Genomic DNA, 17,638 nt, shown 5'->3' on the forward strand with positions numbered 1-17,638 from the left:
CCCGAGGGGGTCTTTAGTAATCCTGGGTGTAGGCGCCCCGAGGGGTGCCTTCGTCAGCAAACCGGCCCCTACAGGGAGGGGAGGGACCCGTGAGGGCCGGTCTGTCAACGCTCGACCGCGGGGGTTACCAGCAGATCCCTTCGGCGTGGCTACTGGCGCTGCTCGGTCTGGACATGAAGCCGACCAGGTCGATGACCTGCTTGCCGTGCGGTGCCTTTTCGGCCAGTTCGCGGAACTTCTCGTCGCGGTTACCGAGGATGATCACGTCGCTGTTGTCGATCACCGACTCGAAGTCGGCATTGAGCAGGGACGACACGTGAGGGATTTTCGACTCGATGTAGTCCTTGTTCGCGCCGTGAACACGGGCGTACTCGACGTTCTTGTCGTAGATGCTCAGGTCGAAACCCTTGCCGATCAGCATTTCCGCCAGTTCCACCAGCGGGCTTTCGCGCAGGTCATCGGTGCCGGCCTTGAAGCTCAGGCCGAGCAGGGCGACCTTGCGTTTTTCATGGCTGGCGACGATGTCGAAGGCGTTCTGTACCTGGCTTTCGTTGCTGCGCATCAGCGAGTTGAGCAGTGGCGATTCGACGTCCAGGGAGCTGGCGCGGTAGGTCAGGGCGCGGACGTCCTTGGGCAGGCAGGAGCCGCCGAAGGCGAAGCCGGGGCGCATGTAGTACTGGGACAGGTTGAGGGTCTTGTCCTGGCAGACCACGTCCATCACTTCACGGCCATCGACGCCGACAGCCTTGGCGATGTTGCCGATCTCGTTGGCGAAGGTCACCTTGGTGGCGTGCCAGACGTTGCAGGTGTACTTGATCATCTCGGCCACTTCGATGTCCTTGCGGATGATCGGTGCGTCGAGTTCTTCGTAGAGGGCTTGCAGGACATCGCCGGAGGCGCTGTCGAGTTCGCCGATGACGGTCATCGGAGGGAAGTCGTAGTCTTTGATCGCGGTACTTTCACGCAGGAACTCGGGGTTGACCGCGACGCCGAAGTCGACGCCGGCCTTCTTGCCCGAGCAGTCCTCGAGAATCGGGATCACCACGTTCTTCACGGTACCTGGCAGCACGGTGCTGCGCACGACGATGGTGTGGCGGGTGGTCTTGTCACGCAGGACGAAACCGATTTCACGGCACACCGATTCGATGTAGTTCAGTTCCAGATCACCGTTTTTCTTGCTCGGTGTGCCGACGCACAGCATCGACACGTCGGTGGTCCGAATCGCCTCGGCGAAATCGGTGGTACCACGCAGGCGACCGCTGGCAATGCCCTGAGCCAACAGCTCTTCCAGGCCCGGCTCGACAATCGGCGATTTGCCGTTGTTGATCAGGTCGATCTTGTCCTTGGAAATATCAACGCCAACGACATCATGACCGCGTGCAGATAGGCAACCGGCACAGACTGCACCGACGTAACCCAAACCGAATATGCTAATGCGCATTTCATTTACCTCTATCTTAATTACGCCCTCAACAGGCGAAAGTTAGTGTGGTCAATAGTCGTAGTGCGCTCGAAAGTTCCGCCACATGAGGCGGTTCTATCAAGTGCAGGCATATAAATATTGAGTGGCTAAATAATTGCACTCAAGCCGTGCGCAACTTGGCCTTGTTGTGAGGGTCATGCCCTTTAATGTGGCCAGCCGTCAGCACGACGGCGCGTGTCAGCAGGCTTGCAGTTCGCTTATGCCCGTTGTAGAGCCTTTCGGGTCAATAGCCTGCAAGTGTCTGACTGGTGCGTTGTCTGAATGGCCACCCTGGCCTTATAGGGGATATTCATGGTGCGTATCTCCTGTCCTTTGATCATGTTCGGTTGGCTGGGCTCTTTCCTAAGTTTCAGGTTCAAACTTAAACAAGTTCTCCAGGCTATCTGTAAGTCATCTCTTACAAAACCGTTGAGAGTCATCACGGGTGGTATGAGCAATGCTGGGTAACATAAGTTCCGGTCCGCCCATCCTGTTTTCCGCAAAATCTTGAAATATGGATAGGGATGGCACTGCTTTCATATTGATAGCACTTCTCGTTTCGCCCTTTAATTACGGGGGCGAAAAATGCAGTGATGTCTGATTGCTAGCATGAGAAAATTTTTTTGGTGCCACTACGAAAAAAAATTAAAAAAGTCGAGTGAAGAAATTTTCATTGTTGTTACAGGCGGTTTTTTGACGTCAAATAAATGGTTTTTTGGGGTGTTGCACGGAGGGCGGGAGGGCAAATCGACGGTACGGCACCTTGCATGCTGTGCACCGGGGTGGGGCAGGGTAACAGAAAACTCGTCCCTGATTCGACCGCCATTTTCCATCGGCCGGCCTGGAGTAGGTGGAAGCGGGTTTACCCGCTTCCACTAATAGGGGGGACGAACGGCGGCCTTGGGGAGGCCTTCCTACGCTCTGAACCGGCAGCGTGGCGTTATTGCGGCGGCTGATCGCGCAGAAACACCAGGTTATCCGGTTGGGAGAGTTCTGCGCTGAAGCAGTAGCCTTGTTCGTCGAACGCCTTCAGTTGATCTGGATGGGTGATGCGTTCACGAATCACGAAACGGGCCATCATGCCGCGAGCCTTTTTCGCGTAGAAGCTGATGATCTTGTACTGGCCGTTCTTCTGGTCGCGGAATTCGGTGTTGATGATGCGGGCATTCAGCGCTGTGCGTTTGACTGCCGAGAAGTACTCGTTCGACGCCAGGTTCAGCAGCACATCATCCCCTTGTGCGCTCAGGGCTTCATTGAGCCATTCGCTGATGCGCGTACCCCAGAAGGCATAGAGGTCCTTGCCCCGGCCGTTGGCGAACCTGGTGCCCATTTCCAGGCGGTAGGGTTGCATCAGGTCCAGGGGGCGCAGCAGGCCGTAGAGGCCGGAAAGCATGCGCAGGTGCGTCTGGGCGAAGTCGAAATCGGCATCGCTGAAATCCTCGGCGTTGAGGCCCGTGTAGACATCGCCCTTGAAGGCCAGCAGGGCCTGCTTGGCGTTTTCCGGGCTGAAGGCCGGGGTCCAACTGCCGAAGCGTGCGGCGTTGAGGCCGCCGATCTTGTCGGAAACATGCATCAGCTCGCTGATCTGTGCCGGGCTCAGCAGGCGCAGTTGTTCGATCAGTTCCTGGGAATGATCGAGGTATTGTGGCTGGCTGTAGCGTTTCGTCACCGGTGGTGTTTCGAAATCGAGGGTCTTGGCGGGGGAAATCACCATCAGCATGAAGTCGTCTCCTGTAATCGTCAGGGGATTCTAGGGGGTTGGGCGGTTTGGCTCCACCTATGATGCTGATAGTCGCTGGGTGGTAGGCTCTGGGAGTTGTAGTGATTTTGCCGGCCCATTCGCGGGCAAGCCCGGTCGCCGCACCGCCTGCTCCTGCAAGGGTATCGTCGTATGCAAAATTTTCGTACGGCTCGGTCCTGTAGGAGCCGGGCTTGCCCGCGAATGGGCCGGAACGAGCGCTACAAGGGGGGGCCGGCTCCCAGATCGGCTATAGTGCGCGCGGGTTCCTGTCATGGAGATATCCCTTTTGCGTTTTCTTCTTTTATGTTCGGCCCTGTTGGCCTGTCTGAGCGCGACGGCGGCGCCGAACGACGTTGCGACGCTGGACCGCAGCACCTGGCCCGAGCAACTGAGCAGCCCGGCCCTGTTCGATGTTGCCTCGCGGGCGGAAATCCTCACCTTTGCCCATGCCTTGCTGGTCAGTGAAATGACTGACGAGGCGGCGCTCAAGCAGCGTCTGGGGCTCAAACAGATCAACCTGGCCTCGATCAACCGGGTGCGTGCGCGTCTCTGGCTGCGTCTGCTGCAGAACTACAACTTTGCCCAGCAGAGTTGCGAGCAGGACGCATCGTTCTGTTATTACGTCGAGGACATGGACAGCCTGCGTGAGCAGGCCGGCAAGTTCCGGGTGCCGGAAGACTCCTTCTATATGCGTTGGGCCGAGCCGAGCCGGGTGTTTCATGAGCGCTACCTGGACGAACTGTTGCGCATGGCCGCGCTGTTTCCCCAGACCAGCAGCGAGATTGCCTTGTTCGGCGAGCCCGAGCGTAATGGTGAGGCGTTCCACGACCGGCTGTTCCTGCTGACGTTCGATGGCGGTCCGAGCGCGCCGTTGGACAGCACTGGCGAGTTGGCCGAGTACCTGCGCCGACAGAAAATGAATGGCCTGTTTTTCGTCCTGGGTGGCGCTCTGCAGGCGCGGGTGGACAAAAGCTCGATCATGGCTGTGCGCGATCTCTATAAAGAGCAGTGCGTGGGCGTCGAGGGCTGGCAGTACCGTTCTCACAGTCACTGGCAGGACTGGCAGGATTCGGTCCAGCGTAGCGCTGCGTTGGCGCAGAGCGTGTTGCCGGACAACTATCTGCCGTTGTTCCGTCCCCCCTACGGCCAGCGCCAACCGGACAGCGGGGCGTTTTTCACGAAGCAGGGGCTGCAGGTGGTGTTGTGGGATATCGATTCGGCCGACGCGACCGGCAAGCTGACCGCCGAGCAGTCGGCCCAGCGGGTGATGACCCTGATGCTGTTATGGCGCCGGGGGGTAATCGTGTTCCACGATTCCCAGGACAAGGCCCTGGCTGCATTGCCCTGGCTGCTGCGGCAGACGGCCGAGAGCGGTTTGGGGTGGCGCGATTGCAACGACGCGTTCAGATAATGCCCGTAAACGTGGGGCGAAGAGCGGCTTCGGCAAAGCCAAAAGAGCTGAAATGTAGGAAATTTCCCAGAGGATTCAAGGCAGGCGGACTTTCGACTTTAGCGGTGTCGGGCCAACTCGCCAAGGGCTATTCGTCACTCTGAAAAATAAACTTCAAAAAAGCGTCAAAGTGCTTTTTCCTGTCACAGGTTTTGCGGTATTACGGAGTCAGACCGCCGAAACCTGCAACACAGGTGGCGTCTCCCAAGACCCCACCTTGTGCACAGAACGCCTGCCCCTTCACGGGCGAATTCGGCGGTCACTTCGAGGCGCGACGCCGCTCAGGCGCCGCGTCGACTGGCTCTCACAAAGGTGACCGAGTATGGATGATCACGGACGCACTCCTTCTTCCAACCAGCCAATCCTTTACGTGCTCGATACCAACGTACTGATCCACGACCCCAACGCATTACTGAACTTCGAAGAACATCATGTCGCCATCCCGATGACCGTCCTGGAGGAACTCGACAAGCTCAAGAGTGGTCACCACAGCGTGGCGTCCGAATGTCGTCAGGCGATCCGTCTGATCGACAAGACTCTGGGCGATGCCAGCCCTGAGGATGTCGAGCTGGGTGTGCCGATCCAGCGGGGCAAGAGTGGGCCCAAGGGCCTGCTGTCGATCCTGATGAGCAAGCGCAACGAACCCAACCTGCTGCTGCCGGAAAACCTCAACGACAACATCATCATCAACCAGTTGGTCGATCTGCACGCGCGCGACAAGGGGCTGCGCCTGGTGCTGGTGACCAAGGACATCAACATGCGCCTCAAGGCGCGTGCCTGCGGTATCGCGTCCGAGGACTACAGCACCGACCAGTTGGTCGATGACGTCGATCTGCTGCCCAAGGGCTTCCACAACGTTCCGGGTTCATTCTGGGACCGTGTCAGCAAGGTCGAGACGCGCCAGGGGCATGGTCGCACCTGGCATCAGGTGCAGATGACCGACAATCTGCCGGCCGTACACGTCAACGAGTTCATCATCGATGACCAGGGTTTTGTCGGCTGGGTGAAAGAGATCAGTGCCAACGTGCTGCTGATCCTCGACCTGCATCAGGAACCGTTGCTGCATCAGGAAGCCTGGGGCCTGAAACCCCGCGACATCTACCAGAGCCTGGCGCTGTACGCCTTGCTCGATCCGGACATTCACCTGGTCAACCTGACCGGTGCCGCCGGTTCCGGCAAGACCATCCTGGCCCTGGCGGCAGCCATCGAACAGACCATGGTCAGCAAGCGTTATCGGCGCATCATCGCGACCCGCAGCGTGCAGGGCCTGGACCAGGAAATCGGTTTCCTGCCTGGTACCGAGGCGGAGAAGATGGAGCCTTGGCTGGGGGCGATCACCGACAACCTTGAAGCCTTGCACATGGATGACGAAAGCACCCATGGCAGCGTCGACTACATCCTCAGCAAGGTGCCGTTGCAGTTCAAATCCCTCAACTACATCCGAGGTCGCAGCTTCCAGCAGAGCCTGATCCTGATCGACGAGTGCCAGAACCTCACGCCACACCAGATGAAAACCATCATCACCCGTGCCGGCGCAGGTTCCAAAGTGGTGTGCCTGGGTAACCTGGCGCAGATCGATACCCCCTACCTGTCCGCGACCAGCTCCGGGCTGACCTACCTGACCGAACGCTTCAAGGACTTCCCGAACGGCGTGCACATCACCCTGCAGGGCGTGCCGCGTTCGGTCCTGGCCGAATACGCCGAATCCCACCTGTAATCGCGATCCGGGCGGCCTCGTGCCGCCCGGCCTGCTTTCGTTCACGCGTGTCACGCGTGCGGAAAACTGACCCACGGGTTTACAATCGACGCTCCTGATCAGGAGTATCGCTGTGCTGACTCATCTCGATTCCCAAGGTCGCGCCAATATGGTCGACGTTACCGACAAGGCCGTGACCTTTCGCGAAGCGGTGGCCGAAGCGCGGGTGCGCATGCTGCCGCAAACCCTGCACATGATCGTCAGCGGGGGCCACCCGAAGGGGGATGTGTTCGCCGTGGCGCGGATCGCTGGCATCCAGGCGGCGAAAAAGACGTCCGATCTGATCCCGCTCTGCCACCCGCTGATGTTGACCAGCGTCAAGGTCGAGCTGAGCGCCGAGGGAGAGGATGCGGTGCGTATCGTGGCGCGCTGCAAGCTCTCCGGGCAGACCGGAGTGGAAATGGAAGCACTGACGGCGGCCAGTGTCGCGGCGTTGACGATCTATGACATGTGCAAGGCGGTGGATCGCGGCATGATCATCGAGAATGTGCGGCTGCTGGAGAAGCTCGGCGGCAAGAGTGGTCACTACCAGGCGGATGCCTCATGAAACTCGATGTGCAGTTTTTTGCCCGCTACCGCGAAGTGCTGGGGGTGGATGCCGAGCAGATCGAGGGCGATTTTGCCGATATCGAACAGTTGCGCCAGCACTTGCTGCAACGTGGCGAGGCTTGGCAGGTGTTGGCTGAACAGAGCCTGATGTGCGCACGCAACCAGGAGTTGTGCGGCCTTGATGACGCGCTGGTCGATGGCGATGAAGTGGCGTTTTTCCCTACCGTGACCGGGGGTTGAGATGGCGGTTCGTATCCAGGCCGGGGCTTTCGATCCGGGGGCCGAGGTCAATGCGTTGCATGCGGCCAATCTCGGGATTGGCGCGGTGGTCAGCTTTGTCGGTTATGTGCGCGACTTCAATGACGGGCGTGATGTGGCCGGGATGTTTCTTGAACATTACCCTGGCATGACCGAGAAGGCGCTGGGCAAGATCGTCGCGCAGGCCGATCAACGCTGGCCGCTGCTGCGGCTGGAGGTGCTGCACCGGGTTGGTGCGCTGGAACCGGGGGAGCCGATCGTATTCGTCGGGGTGGCCAGTGCCCATCGTCAGGCGGCGTTCGACGCCTGCAACTTCGTCATGGACTATCTCAAGACCCGGGCGCCGTTCTGGAAGAAGGAACACACCGACGAAGGCCCGCGCTGGGTCGAAGGGCGGGCCAGCGACCAGGCCGCGGTCGAGCGCTGGGAGTGAGGGTTCAGGTGACCTTGCGGGCCCATTCGCGGGCAAGTCCTGCTCCTACAGGGGCCGTGGCGAACGCGAATTGATCGTTCCCACTCTGGGGCCGGCGCCCCGCTTCATCCGCGAACAGGGCCCCGCGTAGTCGGGGCCGTCCGCATCAGGGGCGCTGACGGACTACCGGTCGCAGCAATTCCGTGGGGGGCATCTCGCAACTGATCTTGCGCCCCAGCAGTTCCTCGATCGACGGCAACTGGTAGGAGTCATCCTCACCGGCGAAACTGATGGACACCCCATCGGCCCCGGCACGACCGGTACGCCCGATGCGGTGTACATAGTCATCCGGCACTTCCGGCAGGGTGAAGTTGATCACGTGGCTGATACCGTCGATATGAATCCCGCGACCGGCGACATCGGTGGCCACCAGTACGCGGATCTTGCCTTCGCGGAAACCTTCCAGGGTCTTGATGCGCTTGTGCTGCGGCACGTCGCCGGACAGTTGCGCGGCATTCACGCCATCACGTACCAGTCGTTCCTCGATGCGCCGTACTTCGTCCTTGCGGTTGGCGAAGACCATCACCCGCTCCCAGCCGTTGTCGTTGACCAAGTTGTACAGCAGCTTGTACTTGTCGGCCGAGGCCACGGCGTAGATGTGCTGCTCGACGTTCTGGTTGGCGACGTTCTGCGCTTCGATCTCGACGATCGCAGGGTCGGTGGTCCATTGCCGGGCAAGGTTCATCACATCCTCGGTGAAGGTTGCCGAGAACAGCAGGGTCTGGCGCTCGCTTTTCGGCGGGGTCTGGCGAATGATCTGGCGTACTTGTGGGATGAAGCCCATATCGAGCATGCGGTCGGCTTCGTCCAGCACCATCACCTCGACCATGTCCAGGTGCACTTCGCCACGCTGGTTGAAGTCCAGCAGGCGGCCTGGCGTCGCGACGAGAATGTCGCAATGGCGGGCTTCAAGTTGCTTGAGCTGCTTGTCGAAGTCCATGCCGCCGACGAACTGCATGACGTTGAGGCCGGTGTATTTGGTGAGGTCGGCGGCGTCCTTGGCGATCTGTACCACCAGTTCGCGGGTTGGCGCGATGATCAGTGCCCGTGGTTCGCCCATGTAACGCTCGGCCGGCGGTGGCGTCTGCAGCAGTTGGGTAATGGTCGAGATCAGGAAGGCGGCGGTCTTGCCGGTGCCGGTCTGGGCGCGACCGATCGCATCCTTGCCGGCCAGGGTGTAACCCAATACCTGCGCCTGGATCGGCGTGCAGTAGGGGAAGCCGAGATCCTGAATGGCATGCATCAGTTCCGGCGACAACTTGAAGTCGTGGAAACGGGTCTTGCCCTCCTGGGGCTCGACGACGAAGTCCTCGAGTTTCCACGGCAGCGGTTTTGGCTTCGGTGCCCGTTCGCGGCGTGCTGGCGTGGTTTTGGGCGGCTCGACGCGGGTTTGGCTGGATAGATCTTGTGCGGCTGCCGGTTGGCTTTTCGGTTTTGTCGCGGGCTCGGCGTGTTCCGACGACTGGCCGGTCAGGCGGCTTTCCGGGTTGGGGGTCGGAGTGCCAGAGCCTGATGCGAGCTGCTCAGCCTCGCCTTTACCGAATATTTTTTTGAGTGCTTTGAGCACGGTCGTCTCATCAATTGGTTAAGGAATGTACGCCGGCCAGTGTAATGCAAGAATCGGGCGCGGCGTAGTGTGTTACGGAGATCAGCGCAAACGTTCGGCCAGCCAGGTGCCGATGTCGTGGATTTCCTCCGGTAACACTTCGTGGCCCATTGGGTATTCCTGCCATGTCACGGTGACATCACGGCGCTTCAGGTGTTCGTAGGCCGTGCGCCCCATGGCGTTCTGTACCACTTCATCGTAGTGACCATGCAGGCAGTAGGCCGGAATTCGCTGCTGGCTGGCCGAAAGTTGCAGTTCGTCACTGAAGGTCGGGGCGTAGGTCGACAGGGCCAGCACGCCGCCCAGTGCGCCCTGCCACCTCAGGAAGGCGGTGTGCAGGACCACCGCGCCACCTTGCGAGAAGCCGGCCAGGAAGATCCGTGAAGGGTCGATCCCCTCGGCCCGCTGGGCTTCGATCAGTTCGATGACGGTCGCCGCGGAGGCTTCGAGTTCTTCGTGGCTGATGGAGCGCGCCGGGCTCATCGCCAGGATGTCGTACCAACTGGGCATGGCATAGCCGCCGTTGATCGTCACGGCGCGGGTCGGAGCCTGGGGCAGCACGAACCGCGTGCTGGGCAGGCGTTCCTGCAGGGTCTCGGCCACGGACAGGAAGTCGTAGCGGTCGGCACCGAGGCCGTGAAGCCAGATAACACAGGCATCGGCGGTCTTGGCGGGGTGAATGATCAGGGGGGTGGTCATATCTGCTCCATTAATGTGCGCGCGCTCCGATTGAGTGCGTTATTGCAGTGCGCAGGTGGTTTATCTGTTAACAAGATGTCGCAACTTTGAACGTTTTCCGGTTGACCTATCGCTGAACCGCTTTAGCCCTCACTGTGGTACGGGCTTTGCTATGGGAGACTTGAGTGTGTGCTTTCCCCTCTGTCGGTAACACTATCAGGCTAGCGTCGGTAGTGGGATAGCACGAATCCGGTTAACGGATTCAGATTGATGTTCGCCAGCGGCCGGGAAGGCTTCGCGAACAATAAAGCGTAAGCCGTTTGGCCGATTGGTGAGCAATGAGTGCCCCCCGAGGGATTTCCCTCACTAGACTCATGGCTCAAAGTCTTTGCCGCTGACCCAAAAATAAGCCAACCCGGGTCAGAAGTGCCTCATAAGGGTGCGGCGGGACTCTAGCTCCGACACAACAAGAGCAACTGGAGGTTTGAATGAAGATGTTGAAGTCCACCCTGGCAGTCGTGACTGCCGCCGCCATTCTGGGTGTAAGTGGTTTCGCCCAAGCCGGTGCAACCCTTGATGCGGTACAGAAGAAGGGTTTCATACAGTGCGGCGTGAGTGACGGTCTGCCAGGCTTCTCGGTGCCTGACGCCAGCGGCAAGATCATCGGTATCGATGCCGACGTCTGCCGTGCCGTTGCTGCTGCTGTGTTCGGCGATGCGACCAAGGTCAAGTTCAGCCAGTTGAACGCCAAGGAGCGTTTCACCGCTCTGCAGTCCGGCGAAATCGACATCCTCTCGCGTAACACCACCATGACCAGCTCCCGCGATGCGGGCATGGGTCTGAAATTCCCTGGCTTCATCACCTATTACGACGGCGTGGGCTTCCTGGCCAACAACAAGCTGGGCGTGAAAAGTGCCAAGGAACTGGACGGCGCGACCATCTGTATCCAGGCCGGTACCACCACCGAGCTGAACGTTTCCGACTACTTCCGCGCCAATGGCCTGAAGTACACCCCGATCACCTTCGACACCTCCGATGAAAGCGCCAAGTCGCTGGAATCCGGTCGTTGCGACGTGCTGACCTCGGACAAGTCCCAGCTGTTCGCCCAGCGCAGCAAGCTGGCTGCACCGAAGGACTACGTGGTACTGCCGGAAACCATTTCCAAGGAGCCTCTGGGCCCGGTCGTGCGTAACGGCGACGACGAGTGGTTGGCCATCGTGCGTTGGGTAGGCTACGCGATGCTCAACGCCGAGGAAGCTGGCGTCACCTCGAAAAACGTCGAGGCCGAAGCCAAGTCGACCAAGAACCCTGACGTTGCCCGTCTGTTGGGTGGCGACGGTGAATACGGCAAGGACCTCAAACTGCGCAAGGATTGGGTTGTGCAGATTGTCAAGCAAGTCGGTAACTACGGCGAAATCTTCGAGAAGAACCTCGGCAAGGGTACTCCTCTGGAAATCGACCGTGGCCTGAACGCCCTATGGAACAACGGCGGTATTCAATACGCACCTCCTGTGCGCTGATTGACCTGTCGCCCGGCGGGCCAACTGCCGGGCGATCTTCCCTGTTCCGTTTTTTCTGGGGCACTTCATGCAAAATCAAGTCGGCGCACCAAAGCAGAGGCTCAGCCTCAGCGATCCGCGAGTGCGTGCGTGGTTATTTCAGGTCATCACGGTTGTCGCGGTGATCACCTTGGGCTGGTATCTGTTTCACAATACCCAGACCAACCTGCAGCACCGGGGCATTACCTCGGGCTTCAGTTTTCTCGAACGCAGTGCCGGTTTCGGTATCGCTCAGCACCTGATCGACTACACCGAATCGGACAGCTACGCGCGTGTCTTCGTCATCGGCCTGCTCAACACCCTGCTGGTGACCTTCATCGGCGTGATCCTGGCGACCTTGCTGGGTTTCGTCATCGGCGTTGCGCGTCTGTCGTCGAACTGGATCATCAACAAGCTGGCGACGATCTATGTCGAGGTGTTCCGTAACATCCCGCCATTGCTGCAGATTCTGTTCTGGTATTTCGCGGTGTTCCTGACCATGCCGGGGCCGCGCAACAGCCATAACTTCGGCGACACCTTCTTCGTCAGCAGCCGTGGCCTGAACATGCCGGCAGCCATTGCTGCACCGGGTTTCTGGCCGTTCGTGATCAGCGTGGTGCTGGCCATCGTCGCGATCTTCCTGATGTGCCGCTGGGCGAACCGCCGCTTCGAAGAAACCGGTGTGCCGTTCCACAAGTTCTGGGCCGGCCTTGGGCTGTTCATCGTCATCCCGCTGCTCTGCGCACTGGTTTTCGGTGCTCCGGTGCATTGGGAAATGCCCAAGCTGCAAGGCTTCAACTTCGTTGGCGGCTGGGTACTGATTCCTGAACTGCTGGCGTTGACCCTGGCCCTGACGGTGTACACCGCGGCGTTCATCGCCGAGATCGTGCGCTCCGGGATCAAGTCGGTCAGCCATGGTCAGACTGAAGCGGCGCGCTCCCTGGGTCTGCGCAACGGTCCGACCCTGCGCAAGGTGATCATCCCGCAGGCCCTGCGTGTGATCATTCCACCGCTGACCAGCCAATACCTGAACCTGGCGAAAAACTCGTCCCTGGCGGCCGGTATCGGTTACCCGGAAATGGTCTCGCTGTTTGCCGGTACGGTGCTCAACCAGACCGGGCAGGCCATCGAAGTCATTGCCATCACCATGAGCGTGTACCTGGCGATCAGTATCAGCATTTCCCTGCTGATGAACTGGTACAACAAGCGCATTGCGCTGATCGAGCGGTGAGGAAACGCCCATGAGTTCCCATACTTTCAAACCCGATATGCCACCGCCGGCCAAGGTCTTCGGCCCGATGGCATGGATACGGGCCAACATGTTCTCCAGCTGGATCAACACGCTGCTGACCCTGTTCGCTTTCTACCTGATCTACCTGATCGTGCCGCCGATCCTGCATTGGGCGATCCTCGACGCCAACTGGGTCGGCACCACGCGTGCCGACTGCACCAAGGAAGGCGCCTGCTGGGTGTTCATTCAGCAGCGTTTCGGTCAGTTCATGTACGGCTACTACCCGCAGGCACTGCGCTGGCGTGTGGACTCCACCGTGTGGCTGGCGATCATCGGTGCCGCGCCGTTGTTCATCCCGCGCTTCCCGCGCAAGGCGATCTACGGCCTGAGCTTCCTGGTGGTGTTCCCGATCGTCGCCTACGTCCTGTTGCACGGCGGTTTCGGCCTGGAAAGCGTGGCGACCAGCCAATGGGGCGGCCTGATGCTGACCCTGGTGATCGCCACCGTCGGTATCGCCGGCGCCTTGCCGCTGGGGATCCTGCTGGCGCTGGGGCGTCGTTCGAACCTGCCGGCGATCCGGGTGGTCTGCGTGACCTTCATCGAGTTCTGGCGCGGCGTGCCGTTGATCACCGTGCTGTTCATGTCTTCGGTGATGCTGCCGTTGTTCCTGCCTGAGGGCATGAACTTCGACAAGCTGCTGCGAGCCTTGATCGGGGTGATCCTGTTCCAGTCGGCCTATGTCGCCGAAGTGGTCCGCGGTGGCCTGCAGGCGATTCCAAAAGGTCAGTACGAAGCTGCGGCCGCGATGGGCCTGGGCTACTGGCGCAGCATGGGCCTGGTGATTCTGCCGCAAGCCCTGAAGCTGGTGATTCCCGGTATCGTCAACACGCTGATCGCACTGTTCAAGGATACGAGCCTGGTGATCATCATCGGCCTGTTCGACCTGCTCAACAGCGTCAAGCAGGCTGCCGCCGACCCGAAATGGTTGGGCATGGCTACCGAGGGCTATGTATTCGCCGCCCTGGTGTTCTGGATTTTCTGTTTTGGTATGTCCCGCTACTCCATGCATCTGGAGCGCAAGCTGGACACAGGCCACAAGCGTTAGGAGTTAGGTGATGAGCGAAGCGATCAAACAGCCTGTGAGTCCTGAAGGCATTATTCAGATGCAGGGCGTGAACAAGTGGTACGGGCAGTTCCACGTACTCAAAGACATCAATCTGAACGTCAAGCAGGGTGAGCGTATCGTCCTGTGCGGTCCGTCGGGTTCGGGCAAGTCCACCACCATCCGCTGCCTCAACCGTCTGGAAGAGCACCAGCAGGGCCGCATCGTGGTCGATGGCGTGGAGCTGACCAACGACCTCAAGCAGATCGAGGCGATCCGCCGTGAAGTCGGCATGGTGTTCCAGCATTTCAACCTGTTCCCGCACCTGACCATCCTGCAGAACTGCACGTTGGCCCCGATGTGGGTGCGCAAGATGCCCAAGCGCAAGGCGGAAGAAATCGCCATGCACTATCTGGAGCGCGTGCGTATTCCGGAGCAGGCCCACAAGTTCCCTGGGCAACTGTCCGGTGGTCAGCAGCAGCGCGTGGCGATTGCCCGTGCCCTGTGCATGAAACCGAAAATCATGCTGTTCGACGAGCCGACTTCGGCACTCGACCCGGAAATGGTGAAAGAGGTATTGGACACCATGATCGGCCTGGCCGAAGACGGCATGACCATGCTCTGCGTCACCCACGAAATGGGCTTTGCCCGCACCGTGGCGAACCGTGTGATCTTCATGGACAAGGGCGAGATCGTCGAGCAGGCTGCGCCGAACGACTTCTTCGACAATCCGCAGAACGAGCGGACCAAGTTGTTCTTGAGCCAGATCCTGCATTGATCGACAGGCGTTGAATGAAAAACCCGGACCTGGTCCGGGTTTTTTTATGGGGATCAGATCGACGCTCTTGCGCCTGGCGTTCGCTGCGCAGGGCTGTTGTCTGCGTTGATGGCCTTGATGTCCTCGATCAGTTCGGGATATCGGTCCAGTAGATGCATCAATACGAGCAGCGGTTTTGGCGGCTCGACTTCCGCTCTTTCATAACGGGAGAACGCGTTGTGCCCGCCGCCCGAAAGCAGCTCTACTGCCGTGCGTTGGGTGAAATGCAGCTTGCGCCGGATGCGCCGCATCTCGGTTGCTACCTGATGCCTGTGTTCAAGGATCAGTTGATCGCTCGCATCCGAGTACCGCTGGGCACTTTCAGGGGCCAGTTCGATTTCCCCGCACTCTGTGCATTCCCAACCGCAAAGCCCGGACACGGTTTGTTTCAGCGCCTTGAAGTCGACCTCGACATCCCGTTTCTCAAAGTGCTGCATGCTATTGCTTGCGCCGCAACTGACGCAGTCTTGTCGTCTCATGATTCTTTCTCCTTGAAGGAGATGACAGGTGGCCCACCAGCCGGGCGGTAACTCACCTTTATGTAGATCCACCCGTCTGCATACGGATAGTGATAAACGTCTTGCCAGATACGGTGATTGGCATCGGTTGTCATCGATTTATAAAGCATCCTCCTTTCCAGTGATCTGATGATCCGCAGCATCTCCATGAGGGTCAGTCCCATCCCTCTGGCGCCATCCCTGGCACTGAGGGTGAACGCAGCAGCGCCAAGCCTGATCACATCGGCCTTGATGACCGACAGATCGTAGTGAGGTGTTTTCTTTTCCATAAGACACCCTTGCCATAGTAAGCCTGAAAATTACCCTTTAAGGGGTTTTTCTGGATAGGCGGCTGCGTCTCTTGAGCCTGTGGGAGTTTTTGTTTCTTGAGCTTTTGCTGACCTCTGGGATAGGCTACTGAAAATTCATCCTATGATTGGATGTTAAGGCGAAGCCATGTCACCCAGTATTCCCCTGATCAAGCGCTCCCTGGTCGACCAGGCTCTGGAGCAGCTACGCGAACGCATTACCCATGGCACCTGGGCGGTGGGTGAGCGCCTGCCGACCGAGCCTGAGCTGGCGGCCGAGTTGGGGATCAGCCGCAATACCATGCGCGAGGCGATGCGCGTGCTGGCGTTTTCCGGATTGATCGAGATTCGCCAGGGCGACGGCAGTTATCTGCGAGCCACCACCGATCCGCTGGCGACCATGCAGGCATTGTCGCGCTGTTCTCTGGATCAGGCGCGCGAGACGCGGCACAGCTTTGAAGTCGAGGCGATTGGCCTGGCGGCGCTGCGCCGCACCGACGAGGACCTCAAGGGTTTGCGCGAAGCCCTGGAAGCCAGCAGCAATCACTATCACGGTGATCTCGACTGTTTCATCTCCTGCGACCTGGTGTTTCACCAGCGCCTGATCGACGCCGCGCACAACCCGATGCTCAGTGAGCTGTATCGTTACTTTTCCAGCATGATCGCCGCCGCTCTGCGCCAGACTCTCGACATCACGCCTCGTCGCCAGTCGGTGTTCGATCTGCACGTGGCCTTGCTCGATGCGGTCGAGCAACGTGACCCGGAGCGCGCCAAGGCCCTGTGCCGGACCCTGATCAATGAACCTTGAATCCGAGACCACCATGCCCCGTTCCACTTCCGAGGCTAGCGCCTCGACCCCAACCCGGCCAAACGACCTCGAGCCGTTGCTGATTGATGCCGAGGCCGACGATGCCATTGTCCAGCAGGCCCAGCCGGTGCTGCATCGTCCCTGGCTATTGCTGCTGGGGCTGGTGCTGGTGGCGCTGAACCTGCGCCCGGCGCTGTCGAGCATGGCTCCGATGCTCAGCGAGGTATCCCGCAGCCTGGGCCTGTCGGCGGCCAAGGCCGGTCTGCTGACGACCTTGCCGGTGCTTTGCCTGGGGTTGTTCGCTCCGCTGGCGCCGCTGCTGGCCCGGCGTTTTGGCAGTGAGCGGGTGGTGCTGGGGATTCTCCTGACCCTGGCAGGCGGCATGATCCTGCGCAGTTCCCTCGGCGAGTTCGGACTGTTTGCCGGCAGCATCCTGGCCGGCGCGAGCATTGGCGTGATCGGCGTGTTGTTGCCGGGCATCGTCAAACGCGACTTTGCCAAACACGCCGGAGCCATGACCGGGGTCTACACCATGGCCCTGTGCATGGGGGCGGCCATGGCGGCAGGCTCGACGGTGCCGCTCAGCCAGCACTTCGGTAACAGCTGGGCGATGGGACTGGGATTCTGGGTGGTTCCGGCGTTGGTCGCGGCCTTGGTGTGGTTGCCGCAGGTAGGCAGCAGGCAGGGCGCACACCAGGCGGCCTATCGCGTGCGTGGTCTATTGCGTGATCCCCTGGCCTGGCAGGTGACCCTGTACATGGGCCTGCAATCGTCGCTGGCCTATATCGTGTTCGGCTGGCTGCCTTCGGTATTGATCGGCCGTGGCCTGACACCGACCCAGGCGGGGATCGTGCTCTCCGGTTCGATCCTGGTCCAGTTGGCCAGCTCACTGGCGGCGCCCTGGCTGGCGACCCGGGGCAAGGATCAGCGGTTGGCGATCCTGGTGGTCATGCTGCTGACCCTGGGCGGTCTGTTCGGTTGCCTGTACGCACCTATCGAGGGCCTGTGGGGCTGGGCGATCCTGCTGGGGTTGGGGCAGGGCGGCACGTTCAGCCTGGCGTTGACGCTGATCGTGTTGCGTTCGCGCGATGCCCATGTGGCGGCCAACCTGTCGAGTATGGCCCAGGGCATCGGCTACACCCTGGCGTCGATGGGCCCGTTCGCGGTCGGGTTGGTCCATGATCTTACCGGCGGATGGCAGGCCTTGGGCTGGATTTTCGCAGTGATCGGCCTGGGCGCGATCATCGCCGGGTTGGGGGCAGGGCGAGCGCTCTATGTACAGGTCAGCAGCGAAAAACGCTGAAGTGTTGCGTACTTCTCCTATTCGAATGGCGAATGACGATAGTCAGCGGCGCATTTGCGGAC

Annotated in this window: 17 protein-coding genes; 11 read left to right on the forward strand and 6 right to left on the reverse strand. The window is 60.0% G+C overall.

Annotated elements, in window-relative coordinates:
- Positions 1-124 precede the first annotated feature (124 nt).
- Both BLU37_RS12575 and yaaA read right to left on the reverse strand, forming a co-directional pair.
- Positions 125-1,441 (reverse strand): nucleotide sugar dehydrogenase, encoded by a 1,317-nt coding sequence (locus tag BLU37_RS12575; RefSeq protein WP_090205278.1) that lies wholly within the window; start codon positions 1,439-1,441, stop codon positions 125-127.
- A 961-nt stretch (positions 1,442-2,402) separates the two neighbouring features.
- Positions 2,403-3,182, reverse strand: a complete 780-nt coding sequence (gene yaaA, locus BLU37_RS12580; RefSeq protein WP_090205282.1) for a peroxide stress protein YaaA — start codon at positions 3,180-3,182, stop codon at positions 2,403-2,405.
- 307 nt (positions 3,183-3,489) lie between these two features.
- Between yaaA and BLU37_RS12585 the strand changes: the two genes are divergently transcribed.
- The 5 genes from BLU37_RS12585 to moaE all read left to right on the forward strand — a co-directional run bounded on the left by BLU37_RS12585 (position 3,490) and on the right by moaE (position 7,649).
- On the forward strand, positions 3,490-4,614 hold the full coding sequence (locus BLU37_RS12585; RefSeq protein WP_010444379.1) for a polysaccharide deacetylase family protein: 1,125 nt from the start codon (positions 3,490-3,492) through the stop codon (positions 4,612-4,614).
- A 361-nt stretch (positions 4,615-4,975) separates the two neighbouring features.
- Positions 4,976-6,370 (forward strand): PhoH family protein, encoded by a 1,395-nt coding sequence (locus tag BLU37_RS12590; RefSeq protein ID WP_010444380.1) that lies wholly within the window; start codon positions 4,976-4,978, stop codon positions 6,368-6,370.
- Between the two features lie 112 nt (positions 6,371-6,482).
- Entirely contained in the window at positions 6,483-6,956 is a 474-nt protein-coding gene (gene moaC, locus BLU37_RS12595; RefSeq protein WP_029530192.1) for a cyclic pyranopterin monophosphate synthase MoaC, read from the forward strand.
- Positions 6,953-7,198 (forward strand): MoaD/ThiS family protein, encoded by a 246-nt coding sequence (locus BLU37_RS12600; RefSeq protein ID WP_090205284.1) that lies wholly within the window; start codon positions 6,953-6,955, stop codon positions 7,196-7,198. The genes moaC and BLU37_RS12600 overlap by 4 nt, the downstream gene beginning before the upstream one ends.
- A 1-nt stretch (position 7,199) precedes the next feature.
- Positions 7,200-7,649, forward strand: a complete 450-nt coding sequence (gene moaE, locus BLU37_RS12605) for a molybdopterin synthase catalytic subunit MoaE (RefSeq protein ID WP_090205287.1) — start codon at positions 7,200-7,202, stop codon at positions 7,647-7,649.
- A 145-nt stretch (positions 7,650-7,794) separates the two neighbouring features.
- Here moaE and rhlB read toward each other — a convergent pair whose 3' ends face one another.
- Both rhlB and BLU37_RS12615 read right to left on the reverse strand, forming a co-directional pair.
- Entirely contained in the window at positions 7,795-9,255 is a 1,461-nt protein-coding gene (gene rhlB / locus BLU37_RS12610) for an ATP-dependent RNA helicase RhlB (RefSeq protein WP_090205290.1), read from the reverse strand.
- A gap of 81 nt (positions 9,256-9,336) precedes the next feature.
- Positions 9,337-9,993, reverse strand: a complete 657-nt coding sequence (locus tag BLU37_RS12615; RefSeq protein ID WP_010444385.1) for an alpha/beta hydrolase — start codon at positions 9,991-9,993, stop codon at positions 9,337-9,339.
- 467 nt (positions 9,994-10,460) lie between these two features.
- On the opposite strand from BLU37_RS12615, the gene BLU37_RS12620 reads away from it, so the two are divergent.
- From BLU37_RS12620 to BLU37_RS12635, 4 genes are all read left to right on the forward strand, one after another.
- Positions 10,461-11,492, forward strand: coding sequence for an amino acid ABC transporter substrate-binding protein (locus BLU37_RS12620; protein ID WP_090205293.1), 1,032 nt, complete (start codon positions 10,461-10,463; stop codon positions 11,490-11,492).
- Between the two features lie 67 nt (positions 11,493-11,559).
- Positions 11,560-12,741, forward strand: a complete 1,182-nt coding sequence (locus tag BLU37_RS12625) for an amino acid ABC transporter permease (RefSeq protein WP_090205295.1) — start codon at positions 11,560-11,562, stop codon at positions 12,739-12,741.
- Positions 12,742-12,751: 10 nt separating this feature from the next.
- Positions 12,752-13,846, forward strand: a complete 1,095-nt coding sequence (locus tag BLU37_RS12630) for an amino acid ABC transporter permease (protein WP_090205298.1) — start codon at positions 12,752-12,754, stop codon at positions 13,844-13,846.
- 10 nt (positions 13,847-13,856) lie between these two features.
- Positions 13,857-14,621 (forward strand): amino acid ABC transporter ATP-binding protein, encoded by a 765-nt coding sequence (locus BLU37_RS12635; protein WP_010444394.1) that lies wholly within the window; start codon positions 13,857-13,859, stop codon positions 14,619-14,621.
- Positions 14,622-14,674: 53 nt separating this feature from the next.
- On the opposite strand, the gene BLU37_RS12640 is transcribed toward BLU37_RS12635, so the two are convergent.
- Positions 14,675-15,139 (reverse strand): type II toxin-antitoxin system MqsA family antitoxin, encoded by a 465-nt coding sequence (locus tag BLU37_RS12640; RefSeq protein ID WP_090205302.1) that lies wholly within the window; start codon positions 15,137-15,139, stop codon positions 14,675-14,677.
- Positions 15,136-15,447, reverse strand: coding sequence for a type II toxin-antitoxin system MqsR family toxin (locus BLU37_RS12645; RefSeq protein ID WP_090205304.1), 312 nt, complete (start codon positions 15,445-15,447; stop codon positions 15,136-15,138). The genes BLU37_RS12640 and BLU37_RS12645 overlap by 4 nt, the downstream gene beginning before the upstream one ends.
- A 166-nt stretch (positions 15,448-15,613) precedes the next feature.
- Here BLU37_RS12645 and BLU37_RS12650 point away from each other — a divergent pair, with 166 nt between their 5' ends.
- Both BLU37_RS12650 and BLU37_RS12655 read left to right on the forward strand, forming a co-directional pair.
- Positions 15,614-16,273, forward strand: coding sequence for a FadR/GntR family transcriptional regulator (locus BLU37_RS12650; RefSeq protein WP_010444400.1), 660 nt, complete (start codon positions 15,614-15,616; stop codon positions 16,271-16,273).
- Positions 16,263-17,576: a CynX/NimT family MFS transporter gene (locus BLU37_RS12655; protein ID WP_090205307.1), complete on the forward strand. Its 1,314-nt coding sequence runs from the start codon at positions 16,263-16,265 to the stop codon at positions 17,574-17,576. The genes BLU37_RS12650 and BLU37_RS12655 overlap by 11 nt, the downstream gene beginning before the upstream one ends.
- The last annotated feature ends 62 nt before the right edge of the window (positions 17,577-17,638 follow it).

The sequence above is a fragment of the Pseudomonas asplenii genome, from assembly GCF_900105475.1.
GTDB lineage: Bacteria > Pseudomonadota > Gammaproteobacteria > Pseudomonadales > Pseudomonadaceae > Aquipseudomonas > Aquipseudomonas asplenii.

Coding starts and splice junctions, on each gene's coding strand:
- BLU37_RS12575 (WP_090205278.1), bottom strand. CDS start 1,441: ATGCGCATTAGCATATTCGGTTTGGGTTACGTCGGTGCAGTCTGTGCC.
- yaaA (WP_090205282.1), bottom strand. CDS start 3,182: ATGCTGATGGTGATTTCCCCCGCCAAGACCCTCGATTTCGAAACACCA.
- BLU37_RS12590 (WP_010444380.1), top strand. CDS start 4,976: ATGGATGATCACGGACGCACTCCTTCTTCCAACCAGCCAATCCTTTAC.
- BLU37_RS12600 (WP_090205284.1), top strand. CDS start 6,953: ATGAAACTCGATGTGCAGTTTTTTGCCCGCTACCGCGAAGTGCTGGGG.
- moaE (WP_090205287.1), top strand. CDS start 7,200: ATGGCGGTTCGTATCCAGGCCGGGGCTTTCGATCCGGGGGCCGAGGTC.
- BLU37_RS12615 (WP_010444385.1), bottom strand. CDS start 9,993: ATGACCACCCCCCTGATCATTCACCCCGCCAAGACCGCCGATGCCTGT.
- BLU37_RS12620 (WP_090205293.1), top strand. CDS start 10,461: ATGAAGATGTTGAAGTCCACCCTGGCAGTCGTGACTGCCGCCGCCATT.
- BLU37_RS12625 (WP_090205295.1), top strand. CDS start 11,560: ATGCAAAATCAAGTCGGCGCACCAAAGCAGAGGCTCAGCCTCAGCGAT.
- BLU37_RS12630 (WP_090205298.1), top strand. CDS start 12,752: ATGAGTTCCCATACTTTCAAACCCGATATGCCACCGCCGGCCAAGGTC.
- BLU37_RS12635 (WP_010444394.1), top strand. CDS start 13,857: ATGAGCGAAGCGATCAAACAGCCTGTGAGTCCTGAAGGCATTATTCAG.
- BLU37_RS12640 (WP_090205302.1), bottom strand. CDS start 15,139: ATGAGACGACAAGACTGCGTCAGTTGCGGCGCAAGCAATAGCATGCAG.
- BLU37_RS12645 (WP_090205304.1), bottom strand. CDS start 15,447: ATGGAAAAGAAAACACCTCACTACGATCTGTCGGTCATCAAGGCCGAT.
- BLU37_RS12650 (WP_010444400.1), top strand. CDS start 15,614: ATGTCACCCAGTATTCCCCTGATCAAGCGCTCCCTGGTCGACCAGGCT.
- BLU37_RS12655 (WP_090205307.1), top strand. CDS start 16,263: ATGAACCTTGAATCCGAGACCACCATGCCCCGTTCCACTTCCGAGGCT.